The organism is Eggerthella timonensis (assembly GCF_900184265.1).
In the GTDB taxonomy this organism is placed as follows: Bacteria; Actinomycetota; Coriobacteriia; order Coriobacteriales; family Eggerthellaceae; genus Eggerthella; species Eggerthella timonensis.
The window spans coordinates 3,694,729-3,707,111 of record NZ_FXXA01000002.1 but is presented as its reverse complement, the minus strand read 5'-3'; the positions used below and the strand labels follow the sequence as shown (position 1 = coordinate 3,707,111).

The window sequence follows — 12,383 nt, the reverse complement described above, 5'->3', positions numbered from 1 at the left end:
TGTTATACGTACCTTTTGGGAGAGCACCACGTTCGCAACGTGGGGGTCGTGGGTTCGAATCCCATCATCTCCACCACGGAAGCCAGATCGGGCCGGAAGTTCCTTCCGGCCCGATTTTCACGTATGGAGCGCATTCTTGTCCGAAGGGGCATTGCTATTGGAATGTCGTCCAAAATGTGGTATAAGAATAGTGGTGGTTTCGCAAGGAGCTACTTCCAAGAGCCGGGGGAAGTCCCCCGGCAACTTGTTTTATGGGGGAGAATTGCGAGAGCTGTCAATCTTCGTCGACGAATCGGGCGAGTTCGGCCCGGTATCGAAGTACTACCTGATAACTCTAGTCTTTCACGACCAAAGTGAAGATATTAGCGCTCATCTGAGCAGGTATCGATGTGTTCTGAGCGACTGCGGAATGAGAGACATAACTTTTCACCTGTCGCCGCTCATGAACGGCCATCGCGAATATGCCGGTCTTAGCCTAGGGGCCAGGAAAAGGCACCTTTCGAAGTTCCTCGTTTTCACTCAAAACCTTCCGTTCGCATATCGGACTTTCTTATTCAAGAAGATGGAGTTTGACGAAGCGGGCAAGCTGCTTGTTCGCATGAAGCGGGACATTACTTCGTTCTTGTTCGATCACCTCGACTTCTTCCAAGCGTTCGATAAGGTTAAAGTGTATTACGATGACGGGCAGCAAGCGGTTAGCGAAGTGCTTCATGAAGCGATTCGCTATACGTTGTCGAAGAATGCGTATTTGTTCAAAGACGCTCATCCTTGTGACTATTGCTTGTCCCAGGTTGCAGATTTCGTTTGTGGGATAGAGCTGACTGCTGTGAAATACGATGCCTCCGAGGCCACGGCCACCGATGCGATATTCTTCGGTGGTTCGAATTCGTTCAAGAAGAACTATTTGAAGAAGATCCGCAAAAAGAAAATGGAGTAGCTTGCATTCAGCACAAGCTGTATGCAAGCGAAGGGCGCATCACCAATCTAGTTACTAAAGCAATTGTGGTGCTATACGTACCTTTTGGGAGAGCACCACGTTCGCAACGTGGGGGTCGAGGGTTCGAATCCCTTCATCTCCACCACGGAAACTTGATCGGGGAGGCCATTGGACTCCCCGATTTTTTGCGTTGGGGTATACTACGCTCTTACCTGCGATTCGATACCGAAAGTTGTCACGCGATCTGCGAAAAAGAAGCCGGAAGTTGGTTGAGCGAGCGCCGGGGCGCCCGCACTATAGGGGCATCGATCGCACAAACGAAGGACGGACCCATGAGCTTTCGCGACAACATGCAACACCTGCGCGCCACGCGCAACATGACGCAGGAGCAGCTTGCCATGCTGCTTGGCGTCAGTCGCCAATCGGTGTCGAAATGGGAGGCCGAGCGCGCGTACCCGGAAATGGACAAGCTGCTGCGCATGTGCGCCCTGTTCGAATGCACGCTCGACGAGCTGGTGTGCGGCGATCTGACCGCGCGCCCGGCCGCCGAGGCCTCCAGCGTCCCGGCGGGGAAGCCGCAGGACGTGACTGGATACGAACAAGCCATGCGCACGTTCGCGTGGAAGCTCCCGCTCGGCATCGCCATCGTCATCCTGGGCGCCGCGCTGGCGCTGCTGCTGTCCGATCCCGCGCTCATGCCGATGCTTGAGGTGCGGAACTTCGCAACCGTGCTCGTGTTCGTCGGCGCGGCCGTCGGGCTCGCGCTCATCCTTCCCGCGTCGTTCGAGCATAGCGCGTTCCGCAAGGCGCATCCCTTCGTCGACGACTTCTACACGGCCGACCAGAAAACCCAAGCTCGAACGACGCTTTCGACGGGCCTCGTGGCGGGCATCGCCCTCATCTTGGCGGGGACGGCTGCGACCATCGTGCTGCAAGCGGACGTGTGGCTTGCAAGCGCGGTGTTCTTCATGTGCGCTGCGGTCGGCGTGTTCGTCATCGTGCGCAGCTGCCTATTGGGCTCGCGCTGCAACCTCACGCGCTACAACCGCAGATCGCTCGGAGGTATGAGCGAAGAGCAGATCGAGGCCATGTGCGACGATGACCTTGCCGAGCGCGCCCGCCGTGCGAAGCGCGAGAGCGGCACCTACGCTGCCGTCATGTGCGCGGCAACGGCGGTCGGCCTCGTGCTGGCGTTCACGCCTGCGGCACCTCTCTTCCTGCTGGCATGGCCCGTCGGCGGCATCGTGTGCCTCGCGATCAAGGCGTTTCGTTCCTCGCGGAGCAGCCGCTAAGGCGCTCCGCGCGCCATTCCAAACCGCTCGTTCATATGGTTCAACCCAAGGCGAAGGCTCCTTCGTCCTGGTCAGTGCATCTTATTATAAGGAGAGTCTATGAGCGCCACCGTTGTAGCACGCGAGGTTAGGAAATCGTTCAGCGCAGGGAAGGGGAGCAAGCGGCGGGTCGTCGACGTGCTGCGCGGCGTCAGCCTACGCGTCGAACCCGGCGAGATGGTCAGCATCGTGGGGCCCAGCGGCTCGGGGAAGTCGACGCTGCTGTACTGCCTGTCGGGGCTGGAATCGGCCGACGCCGGCTCCATCGAGGTGATGGGCCGGCAGATCGTGCGCGCAAGCCGCACCGCGCTGTTCAAGACGCGCCGCGACCATGTGGGCTTCATCTTCCAGTCGTACAACCTCATCCCCTCGCTGAGCGCGGGGGAGAACGTGTCGCTTCCCGCGCGCCTGGCGGGCCGTCCGCTCTCCGCAGATCGGACGCGCGCGGTGCTCGAAAGCGTCGGCCTAGGCGGTCGGGAGAAGAGCCGCCCCGGCGACCTGTCGGGCGGCGAGCAGCAGCGCGTGGCCATCGCTCGCGCGGTCGCGGGCGGCGCGGACGTGATCTTCGCCGACGAGCCCACCGGCGCGCTGGACTCGCGTAACGGCCGCGAGGTGCTGGGCATGCTGCGCGGCATCGCCGACGACCCGCAGCGCTCGGTGGTGATGGTGACCCACGACCTGGAAGCCGCGTCGCTGGCCGACCGCGTCCTCGTGTTGAAGGACGGTCGGGTGGTCGCAGAATTGGGGCGCTCGAGCGCGGCCCAGATATTCAACGCGTTGGAGGAGAAGGGGGAGCGCGCATGATGCGGCTCGTGTTCTCGGACTTGCGCGACCACGCCGTCACGTGGCTCGGCGCGTTCTTCGTGGCGGTAGGCTGCGGCTACATCGGCGGCTGGGCGGCGTCGATCGAGGCGACGGCGACCGCCTATCGGAACCTCCAGAATGTCAGCTCGGTGGTGATCGCGTTCTCGGTGGTCGCCGCCGTGATCGTGCTCGCGTCAGCCGCGAACCTGACCGTGTCGGTGCAGCGGCGCTCCTACGCCTTGTGGCAGCTGGCGAACGTGAAGCCGCGGCTGGTGGGCGCGGTGGTGCTCGCCCAGCTGGCCGTGGTGTCGGTAGCGGGCGCCGCGTGCGGCACGTTGCTCGCAGCGGTCACGTTCGTGCCGCTGTTCCCGCTCGTGTTCGACGCGCGCGGCGAATACGCGCAGGTTGTTCCCGAAGCGGGCACGACGATGATGCCCACGGTCTGGCTCGTAGTGACAGGCGTGTTCCTGCTCGGAGGGTTGAAGGGTGCCCGCAGCGCGGGCGCCACGCCGCCGCTCGCCGTGCTGCGCGAGCCGGAGCCCAAGCGCGCGGGCATGACATGGTTGCGCGCGCTGCTGTTCGCCGCGCTTGCCGTCTGCACCGGATGGGTCGTGTCGATCATGGTGGGATCTACTCCTGACGTGGTCATGAACTACTCGCTCTACGTGCCCATCCTCATGGTGGCGACGGTGGCGCCCCTTGCGCCCCTCGTGTTCTCGGCCGTGCTGAGGGCGTGGACGGCGCTCGTGCCGCAGGCGCACTGGAACGCCTGGTACCTCGCACGGCACACCGCGCGCTACGGGTTGAGCGCCAGCACCTCGGTTGAGACGCCCGTCATGGTGGGCTTCGGCTTGGTCGCGGGCATCTATTCCAGCGTCGGCGTGTGGGCCGAATGGACGCGACTCCAAGGCAACGCCGATTTCAACGGCATCGACTTCACCTTGGCTCTCCTCATGTTCGGCGGCCCCATCCTCCTGTGCGCCATCGGCGCGGCGGTGAGCGTGGTCATGACGTCGCGCTCGCGCACCCGCGACGTCGCCCTGCTCATCGCGAGCGGGGCGCGCCCCCAGACGATGCTGGGGGCCGCCGTCTGCGAGGCGCTCATCCACGCCGTCACCGCCACGCTCGTGGGCGCGGCGGCCGTGGTCGCGTCCAACGCCGTTATCGCCTACGCGGTGGGGTTGCCCCCGTTCGCGAACCTCGCGTTCGGCGAGGGGCTCGTCGTCTCGCTCGCGGGCTTCGTCCTCGTCCTGGCCGCGACCCTCGTGCCTACGTGCGTCGCCCTCAACAAGGAGCCCACTTCGGTTCTCACGCTGCAAGAGTAGCTGTTTGCACATTGTTAACCAAACGACCCTTCATTTTGCCTGATCGCGCAGCTTTACCATTCTGACCTGCGAATAGTTAGCTAGGGTTTTTCCCTAGGAGGTTGGTGGGAATCCCCCAAGACCGCCGATTCTCGCGCATTCCGTTGATAAAGGTTGTATATTTTGTGGAGGAGAGATCGTCAGTCGAAGGGAGGAGAATGTATGGCTAAGACTAAGAGGAACAAACTTGCCGTCTGGACCGCCTCCGTGTGTGCGTTTGGTATGGTCATGGGGTTGGTCGCATGCGCGCCCCAGACAACTACAGACGACAAGACGGACCAGAAGGCAGACGAGAGCAAACCGGTTCAGGTGGAAACTCCTGAGGCGGACGAGTTCGGCGTTGTCACCGCTGAATCGTGGAAGGACGCGTATCCGGATCAGTACGCTTCGTACAAGGAGAACGAGTCCAACAAGCCCCTGCAGAACGGTGGCGAGAAGCACAACTATCTGGAGCTGTACCCGGCTCTGAACACTATGTACAAGGGCTACGCGTTCGCGCTGGGCTACGATGAGGCTGCGAGCCACCTGTACACGCTGCAGATGGTGAAGGAAACCCCGCGTACCACGAAGAAGGAGCAGCTCGCCGGCTGCATCACCTGCAAGACCCCGCAGTTCACGGCTATGGTGAACAGTGAAGGCAAGGACGTGTACAAGGAGAAGTTCAACGACCTGATCGACAAGTTCGACGAGCCGATCAGCTGCTACAACTGCCATGAGAACGACCCGCAGACGCTCAACGTCACCGGTTCGTACTTCGTGGACTCGCTCGGCAAGGACTACGGCGAGGGCAGCAAGGCCCCGATGAACGCCCAGGTGTGCGGCCAGTGCCACAACGAGTACTACTTCGATGGCGAGACCAAGGAAACGATGAACCCCTACACGGGCCTCGATCAGATGACCCCGGACGCCATCCTCGCGTACTACGACGAGAAGAACTTCAAGGACTGGAACCACGCTGACACGTTCGCTCCGATGATCAAGGTTCAGCACCCCGAGTTCGAGACCATGTACGGCGGCACCCAGGCTCCGATGGCCAAGACCGGCTACGGCTGCGCGGATTGCCACATGGCTCCCTCCGAGGGCGCGAACGGCGAGTACACGTCCCACAACTGGACGAGCCCGCTCGAGAACAAGGAACTGATGGAGAACGACTGCAGCAAGTGCCATGACGACCTGGAGAAGCAGGTCAAGGACATCCAGGCGCATGAGGAAGAGCGCGTGACCGCCATCAGCGAGAAGATCGAAGACATGACTGGCAAGATCGCCGAGAAGTATGCCGACGAGATCGCCGCCATGAAGGCTGCCAGCGAGGCCAAGACCGACATCCCCGCTGCGTCCGAGGAGCTTGCCAAGCTTCAGAAGCTCCAGCGCAACGCTCAGTTCTACTGGGATTTCGTGATGGTTGAAAACAGCGAGGGAGCGCATAACTCCAAGCTGACCGACGAGACGCTCGACAAGGCCGAGGCCGCCGTCGACGAAGCTCTGACGATGCTCGCATAGCCGACTACGACGTTCTCTCCAACGTCTTTCGAGGGACGGGGAAAGGAAGCCTGGCTTCCTTTCCCCGTCTTGGGAGTTTCAACCTCTTTACTTTGAAAATTCTGCCGAAAAGGGCTGTATCACACGAAAAACGGGGGCAATCCGGGCTAATTCCCCCCAAATGGGTGATAGGTTTTTTGTCGGTTGACCGGTAGTATGCATGTGGTAAAGTGCTTGTGTTTCCGTTTGGCACCGAAATCGATGCCGGCTTGTAACGGAAGCAACGGAAATGCAAGACGAGAGAATCGAAAGGGGGTTAGAGAGCATGAGCGAAGAGGAAACCAAAGTGGAAGCCGCCACTGAGGCACCTGCGACCGAGGGCTCTACGACCGAGGAAGCCGCTCCCAAGAAAAAGGGAAAGAAGTGGCCCATCGTCGTGGGCGTTGTCGTGGTTGTCTTGATTGCAGCCGGTGCCGGCTTCTGGGTTTGGCACGAGCAGCCGAGCTTCTGCGCCGCCATCTGCCACACGCCGATGGACGAGTACTTGGAAACGTACGAGCAGGAAGCAGGCACGGCGGGCGTCGACAAGTGGGGCAACGAAGTTGCCAACACGAACGCGATGCTGGCCGTCTCGCACAAGGCTCAGGGCAAGGACTGCATGGCCTGCCATGTGCCGACGCTGAGCGAGCAGATGTCCGAGGGCATGAACTGGGTTACCGGCAACTACGTGTACCCGCTTGAAGAGCGCGACACGGAGATGCTGACCGAGGCTCGCGGCGTTGACGCCGACGAGTTCTGCCTGAACGAGAGCTGCCACAACCTGACGCGCGACGACCTGATCAAGGCCACGAGCGACATGGAGTTCAACCCGCATCAGCCGCAGCACGGCGAGATCGAGTGCAGCGAGTGCCACAAGGCGCACCGCGCTTCCGTGATGTACTGCACGCAGTGCCACAGCGAAGCCGAAGTGCCGGAGGGCTGGCTGACGGTTGCCGAGGCCAACAAGCTTTCGGCGGCGTAAGCCACCAAGCATCACCGCTCGTTCGCGAGCAGAGAACTGAATAAGCAAGAGGGAGCCCGCCGAAGCGCAATCAAACGCTTGGACGGGCTCCTTTTGTCAAAGGTCCGAAGAACGAAATGGTGGCTGTAAAGCTCCCGTTCGAGGCGCCTCGCGCGCCGTGCATGGTGAATCTTTGAATTCCGAGCCATTGCGCTCCTCGGAACTTTGAGGTACGTGAAAATGACGTGTTGGAGAGAGACGTATAAGGAGGCGAGCGTGAACGCGAAAACGAAGCGCCGCATGGTTGTGGTGACCGGGGTCATCGTCATCGTGCTGGTGGTCATTTTGGCCGTCGTGGGCGGTACGAGCTCCGCGAAGACCGTGTCGGTGGCGGAGGCTGCGACGGGTAACTACGCGGACCAGAAAGTCCAAGTGAGTGGCAACGTCGTCGAGAATTCGTTCGTGACCGAGGACGATGTGCTGACGTTCGACATCTACGATCCGAGCGGGGACGCGACCCAGCAGCTTCGCGTGCGCTACGAAGGCGGCGTTTCGGCCACGTTCGGCAACGACGTGACGGCGATCTGCACGGGCAAGATGGGCCAGGACGGCGTGCTGAGCGCCAGCGAGCTGGTGACCAAGTGCCCGTCCAAATACGAGAACGCCACGAACGCGCTCACGGTTTCCCAGTTGACGGGGTACGGTGACGAGGTCGTCGACAAGCCGGTGAAGGTGGCCGGCACGGTGAAGGACGGCACGCTGAAGGCGGCGGGCGAGGGCGATCGCTTCGTGCTCGTCGACCCCGAAAACGGGGAAGAGCTCCCCGTCTTGTTTGATGACGCGATCTCGGACGAGGTGAAGGACGGCTCCTCGCTCGTCCTGACCGGTTCCATGAACGCGCAGGGCAAGTTCGCCGCGACCGAAGTGGCCCTCGAAGGCTAAGTCGCTCCATTGAAATGAGGGGCGGCCTCGCGCCGCCCCCGAAAGGATAGTACATGCCAACAATAGGTTTGATCGGACTGCTCGTCGCGTTTGCCGGCGTGGTGGTATCCGTCGTGTGCCTGATTGCGGGAGCCATTCTGTCCCGCAAGAAGCCCGGCGGCGTGGGCGAAACGCTCACCTGGGGCGGCCATGTGGCCGTGCTGCTGTCCACGGTGGCCCTCACCGTGTGCTGCGCCATTCTGGTGTACTGCTTCTTCGCTGGCGATTACAGCATCGACTACGTGCTGCGCTACCACAGCGATTCCTCGAGCGACCTCGCGTGGCTCTACAAGCTGTCGGGCCTGTGGGCCGGCCGCGAAGGCTCGCTCTTGTTCTGGGCGTGGCTCATCTCGCTGTTCAACTCTGTGGTCGCCGTGCGCAACATGAAGTCGGGCCGTAAGCTGGATTCCATGGCGCTGCTCGTGTCGCAGCTCGTGATGGCCGCGTTCGTGGGCGTGCTGCTGTTCTCCGAGAGCAACATGCCGTTCACGGCCACGCCGGCCAAGTACTTCGACGGCTCGGGCAACCTGACGAGCGCCGCGTCGGTGCTCGGCATGAACACGCTGCTCGAGCACTGGGCCATGGCCATCCATCCGCCCACCTTGTTCGTGGGCTACGCGGGCCTCACCATCCCGTTCGCGTACGCCATCGCCGCCATCATCGTGAACGACTCCTCCAAGGAGTGGGTCGTGCGCTCGCAGCGCTACACGCTGTTCTCCTGGTTCTTCCTCGGCGTGGGCATCGGCCTGGGTGCCATTTGGGCGTACGTCGTGCTCGGCTGGGGCGGCTACTGGGGTTGGGACCCCGTCGAGAACGCCAGCTTGCTATCGTGGATCGTCGGCGTGGCGCTCATCCACAGCTTCACCGTGTACCGTCAGCGCGGCGCGTTCAAGCGCTGGTCGGTGATGTGCGCGTGCCTGACGTTCGCGTTCGTCATCGTGGGTACGTTCATCTCGCGCTCGGGCCTCGTGCAGTCGGTGCACGCCTTCGAGGGCGACCCGGTGTCGCTCGCGCTGTTCGGCGTGCTCATCGGCGCTTCCATCCTGGCCGGTATCGTGGGCCTCGCCGTGCGGTGGAAGAGCTTCGGCCCGGCCGGTTCCGGCGCCGACGACGTGGAGAACATGCTGTCGAAGGACGCCGCGTACTACTTCAACAACGTCATCATGGTCGTCTTCGCCGTGCTGCTGACGTACCTGACGATCTCGTCGGCGCTGCCTACGATCCTGCCGTTCGGCGGTCAGTCGGTGTCGGCCGGCACGTACAACGCCATCGCGCGCCCCCTCGGCGTGATCTACCTGGCCATCCTGGCCGTGTGCCCGCTGCTTTCGTGGGGCCGCACGGAGGGCAAGCAGTTCTGGAAGCGCGCCCGTATCCCGGCCATCTGCGCTGTCGTGCTGTTCGCCGTGCTCATGGTCTACTTCGTCACCTACCTCCTGCCCAGCTACAACGCCATCCTGGCCGCGGGCGGCACTGAGGCCGACGGTCTTTTGGAGCAGGGTCCCTCGTGGTACTACAACGGCGTGGCCGTGGTGGGCCTGCTGGTGGCCAGCCTGCTGTTCTTCAACTCGCTGTTCATGCTGGGCCGCGCCATCCGCGGCTACCAGAAGGGCCACGGCGGCAACGTGCTGGCGTCGGCTTGGGGCATGCTGGTGAATCGCGCGTCCACGTTCGGCGGCTTCGTCGCCCACCTGGGCATGGCCGTGATCCTCGTGGGCCTCATCGGCTCGTCCATGTACGTGACCGAGAAGGTAGGCTACGTGAAGTACGACGAGGCCACCGACACGGCTTCCGAGCCGTTCGTCATCCAGGACTTCGAGCTGCGCTACACGGGCAACAACATCGACCCGCAGGCCAACGACGACGACATCCTGTACACGGTGAACTTCGACGTGTACAAGGACGGCGAGTTCGTGGGCGCGGTGAGTCCCACCGTGCAGTTCGTCCAGTCCACGCAGCAGCAGAAGCTCGTGGCGAGCGTCATCTCGTTCCCGACCGAGGACCTGTTCGTGGTGTACCGCGGCGTGAACGAGGACGGCGACTTCTCGATGGACGTGCGCGTGAACCCCTTGATCTCGCAAGTGTGGGTCGGCTTCGGCTTGCTGATGGCGGGCGTGCTCATCGCCACCGTCGGCCGCCGCGGCGCGAAGCGCAAGCTTGCCGACGACACGGAGGCGCCGAAGGGCGTGGACGCCGATGCCATCGTGGTGGAGAAGGCCGAGAAGCTCGAGCCTGCGAAAGACGAGGCGTAATCCGTCATGGAGGCCGTGGTGGAACCTGCGATCAAAACGAAGAAGCTCTCGAAGGTGTTCGGCAATCGCCGGGCCGTCGACAACGTGTCGATCGAGGTGCCCCGTGGCGCGTTCCTGTCCATCTTCGGACCGAACGGCGCGGGCAAGACGACGCTCTTGCGCGTGCTGTCCACGCTGTCGCGGGCCACGTCGGGGGAGGCCACGCTCATGGGCGTGGATCTGAAGGACGAGCCCGACAAGGCGCGTGACCACATCGGCCTCATCTCGCACAACTCGATGCTCTACCCTGATCTGACGGCGGAGCAGAACCTGCTGATCTACGCGCGCCTCTACGGGGTGGAAAACCCCGAGGCGCGCGTCCTGGAGCTTTTGGAGGCGGTGGAGCTCAAGCATCGCCGCCTTGACGTGGTGCGCACGTTCTCGCGCGGCATGACGCAGCGCCTGAGCATCGCCCGCGCGCTCATCCACGACCCCGATGTCGTGTTCTTGGACGAGCCGTACTCGGGCCTCGACCCGCACGCGGTGGAGATCTTCGACGAGCTCATCGAGCAGCAGCGCGAGGGCCGCACGTTCGTCATGGTGAGCCACGACCTGCAGAAGGGCTTCGCCATGTGCACGCATGCGCTCGTGCTGGCGAAGGGCAAGGTGGTCGCGTTCGACGAGAAGGGCGCGTTCGATTTCGACGAGTTCTCGGCCCTGTACCGCTCGACGGTTGGCATGGGGGTGGCGTAAATGGCAGTCACGCTGAAGAAGCCCTCGACGTTCCAGCAGTACAAAACGCTACTGCGCAAGGATTTGGAGCAGGAATTCCGCACGAAGGAGATGCTCACCTCCATGGGCATCTACGCGCTTTTGGTGATCATCGTGTACGGCGCAGCCCTTGCCCAAACCTCGCAAACGACCGACGTATTGCAGATGAGCGGCGGTCTTCTGTGGGCGCTCATCGTGTTCACGTCGCTGCTGGGGCTCAACCGCTCGTTTGCCCACGAGAAGGAGCAGGGCTGTCTCGAGGGCATCCTGCTCGTGCCGATGGACCGTTCGGTCGTTTTCCTGGCAAAGGCAACGTCGAACCTCCTGTTCCTGCTGGTGGTGGAAGTGATCGCGGTGCCGCTGTTCTATTTCTTCTTCCTAACCACCACCACGCCGTCGGAGAGCTTCTGGCTGCTCGTGGTGCCGTTGCTCATCGGCACCGTTGGCGTGGCGGGCATCGGAACGCTGCTGTCGACCATCACCATCAACACGCGCGGCAAGGACGTCATGCTGGCCGTGCTGTTCATCCCGCTGATTTTTCCGCTGCTGTACGCGTGCGTGTCTGCGACTACTGCGGCCATTGTGGGCGCGGAGGGGTATGCTGACGTGATGTTGACGTCGTTGGCGCTTGCGGGCGGTTACGACGTGATCATGATCCTCGCATCGTGGGTTCTGTACGATTTCGTAATTAGCGCTTAAGAGAGAAGGAGCCGTATGACTGAGGGAACGAAAAAGGCGCTCAAGCTTCCGGAGGCGGGCCAGTGGCCCGACCGGATTGCGCCGGCGGTGCTCGTTGCGGGCGCCGTGCTGTCGACGATCGGCTTTTTGCTGGCATTCCTCTGGGCCTCACCTGTCAATGGCGCCGCGGTGAACGGCGTCGAGATGATCGGCGGCCAGATGGTGACCAACGTGTTGCTGTTGTCGCAGAAGATCTTCTACTTCCACATGCCGGTTGCGATCACGTCGTTCGTGGCGCTCGCGTTCGCGGGTTACTACGCGGTGCGCTTCCTTATGACGAAGAACCGCCGCTTCGACACGTGCTCGAAGATCGCGATGGAAATCGCTCTTTTGTTCGTCGTGTGCACGATGATCACGGGTGACTTGTGGACGCGGTTCGAGTGGGGCGTGTGGTGGACTTGGGATCCCCGCTTGACGACGTACCTCATCCTGATGCTCATCATCATCGCGTACTTCATCCTGCGCAATGCTATCGACGAACCCGAGCGTCGTGCAACGTACGGTGCGGTGCTCAGCATTATCGCTCTTATCGACGTGCCGATCTGCTTCATGGTGACGCGTCTCATCCCCTCGAGCATTCACCCGGTGGTTGTGCGCGAGGGCGGCATGTCGAGCGACATGGGCATCACGCTCATGTTCTGTCTGCTCGGCATCCTCATGATCGGGTTTGCGCTGTACCGTTTCCGCTTCCGCCAGGTTCGCCTGACCGAACGCGTTGAAGCTCTGAAGGAGCAGTTGGAAGACTAAGGG

General features: G+C 62.1%; 11 protein-coding genes. All 11 read left to right on the top strand.

What is annotated here, in order from left to right:
• Nucleotides 1–193 precede the first annotated feature (193 nt).
• The 11 genes from C1A15_RS15900 to C1A15_RS15850 all read left to right on the top strand — a co-directional run bounded on the left by C1A15_RS15900 (nucleotide 194) and on the right by C1A15_RS15850 (nucleotide 12,380).
• A complete protein-coding gene (locus C1A15_RS15900; protein ID WP_245865060.1) occupies nucleotides 194–937 on the top strand; it encodes a DUF3800 domain-containing protein in 744 nt (247 codons plus the stop codon).
• A gap of 332 nt (nucleotides 938–1,269) precedes the next feature.
• Nucleotides 1,270–2,229, top strand: a complete 960-nt coding sequence (locus C1A15_RS15895; RefSeq protein ID WP_101723470.1) for a helix-turn-helix transcriptional regulator — start codon at nucleotides 1,270–1,272, stop codon at nucleotides 2,227–2,229.
• Between the two features lie 99 nt (nucleotides 2,230–2,328).
• Nucleotides 2,329–3,072, top strand: coding sequence for an ABC transporter ATP-binding protein (locus tag C1A15_RS15890; RefSeq protein ID WP_101723469.1), 744 nt, complete (start codon nucleotides 2,329–2,331; stop codon nucleotides 3,070–3,072).
• Nucleotides 3,069–4,397 carry an FtsX-like permease family protein gene (locus C1A15_RS15885; protein WP_101723468.1) on the top strand — a complete coding sequence of 443 codons (1,329 nt, stop codon included), beginning with the start codon at nucleotides 3,069–3,071 and terminating at the stop codon, nucleotides 4,395–4,397. The genes C1A15_RS15890 and C1A15_RS15885 overlap by 4 nt, the downstream gene beginning before the upstream one ends.
• A 201-nt stretch (nucleotides 4,398–4,598) precedes the next feature.
• On the top strand, nucleotides 4,599–5,936 hold the full coding sequence (locus C1A15_RS15880; protein ID WP_101723467.1) for an ammonia-forming cytochrome c nitrite reductase subunit c552: 1,338 nt from the start codon (nucleotides 4,599–4,601) through the stop codon (nucleotides 5,934–5,936).
• Nucleotides 5,937–6,240: 304 nt separating this feature from the next.
• A complete protein-coding gene (gene cgr1, locus C1A15_RS15875; protein WP_101723466.1) occupies nucleotides 6,241–6,936 on the top strand; it encodes a cytochrome c-type protein Cgr1 in 696 nt (231 codons plus the stop codon).
• A 255-nt stretch (nucleotides 6,937–7,191) separates the two neighbouring features.
• Nucleotides 7,192–7,857 carry a cytochrome c maturation protein CcmE domain-containing protein gene (locus C1A15_RS15870; RefSeq protein WP_101723465.1) on the top strand — a complete coding sequence of 222 codons (666 nt, stop codon included), beginning with the start codon at nucleotides 7,192–7,194 and terminating at the stop codon, nucleotides 7,855–7,857.
• A gap of 53 nt (nucleotides 7,858–7,910) precedes the next feature.
• Nucleotides 7,911–10,145: a heme lyase CcmF/NrfE family subunit gene (locus tag C1A15_RS15865; protein ID WP_101723464.1), complete on the top strand. Its 2,235-nt coding sequence runs from the start codon at nucleotides 7,911–7,913 to the stop codon at nucleotides 10,143–10,145.
• Nucleotides 10,146–10,160: 15 nt separating this feature from the next.
• Nucleotides 10,161–10,877, top strand: coding sequence for an ABC transporter ATP-binding protein (locus C1A15_RS15860; protein WP_425430955.1), 717 nt, complete (start codon nucleotides 10,161–10,163; stop codon nucleotides 10,875–10,877).
• Nucleotides 10,878–11,594, top strand: a complete 717-nt coding sequence (locus C1A15_RS15855) for a heme exporter protein CcmB (protein WP_101723462.1) — start codon at nucleotides 10,878–10,880, stop codon at nucleotides 11,592–11,594. It abuts the gene before it with no gap.
• 15 nt (nucleotides 11,595–11,609) lie between these two features.
• Nucleotides 11,610–12,380 carry a cytochrome c biogenesis protein gene (locus tag C1A15_RS15850; RefSeq protein WP_101723461.1) on the top strand — a complete coding sequence of 257 codons (771 nt, stop codon included), beginning with the start codon at nucleotides 11,610–11,612 and terminating at the stop codon, nucleotides 12,378–12,380.
• Nucleotides 12,381–12,383 lie beyond the last annotated feature (3 nt).

Coding starts and splice junctions, on each gene's coding strand:
- C1A15_RS15890 (WP_101723469.1), top strand. CDS start 2,329: ATGAGCGCCACCGTTGTAGCACGCGAGGTTAGGAAATCGTTCAGCGCA.
- C1A15_RS15885 (WP_101723468.1), top strand. CDS start 3,069: ATGATGCGGCTCGTGTTCTCGGACTTGCGCGACCACGCCGTCACGTGG.
- C1A15_RS15850 (WP_101723461.1), top strand. CDS start 11,610: ATGACTGAGGGAACGAAAAAGGCGCTCAAGCTTCCGGAGGCGGGCCAG.
- C1A15_RS15865 (WP_101723464.1), top strand. CDS start 7,911: ATGCCAACAATAGGTTTGATCGGACTGCTCGTCGCGTTTGCCGGCGTG.
- C1A15_RS15880 (WP_101723467.1), top strand. CDS start 4,599: ATGGCTAAGACTAAGAGGAACAAACTTGCCGTCTGGACCGCCTCCGTG.
- C1A15_RS15895 (WP_101723470.1), top strand. CDS start 1,270: ATGAGCTTTCGCGACAACATGCAACACCTGCGCGCCACGCGCAACATG.
- cgr1 (WP_101723466.1), top strand. CDS start 6,241: ATGAGCGAAGAGGAAACCAAAGTGGAAGCCGCCACTGAGGCACCTGCG.
- C1A15_RS15855 (WP_101723462.1), top strand. CDS start 10,878: ATGGCAGTCACGCTGAAGAAGCCCTCGACGTTCCAGCAGTACAAAACG.